Genomic DNA, 262 nt, shown 5'->3' on the forward strand with positions numbered 1-262 from the left:
TTGTTCCCAGATTTCGACAGGTATAGATTTGACAGGTATAGCAGACTTTGGTCAAGGCTTCTGCCCATAGACAAAGTAGACAAGAGCATACAGATGTATTGAACGATCCTTAAGCTCATTCCGTACTTTTGCCATCAACGCCTCTATCTCCAATTGATTCCAGCCAAGGACACGGGAGAAAAGTGCTGGTGTATAGGATTCAACAGCCATGATCTGCTGAACCTGCTGGTACCTTCCAATCTCCTTTAGCTTTGGATCCTTT

General features: G+C 44.3%; 1 protein-coding gene. It reads right to left on the reverse strand.

What is annotated here, in order from left to right; translation table 11 throughout:
* Positions 1-51: 51 nt before the first annotated feature.
* A partial coding sequence (locus PZC42_RS21735; protein WP_277214274.1) for a hypothetical protein occupies positions 52-262 on the reverse strand: 211 nt, incomplete at its 5' end.

This window comes from Isoptericola croceus, from assembly GCF_029382255.1.
Classification (GTDB): Bacteria; Actinomycetota; Actinomycetes; order Actinomycetales; family Cellulomonadaceae; genus Isoptericola; species Isoptericola croceus.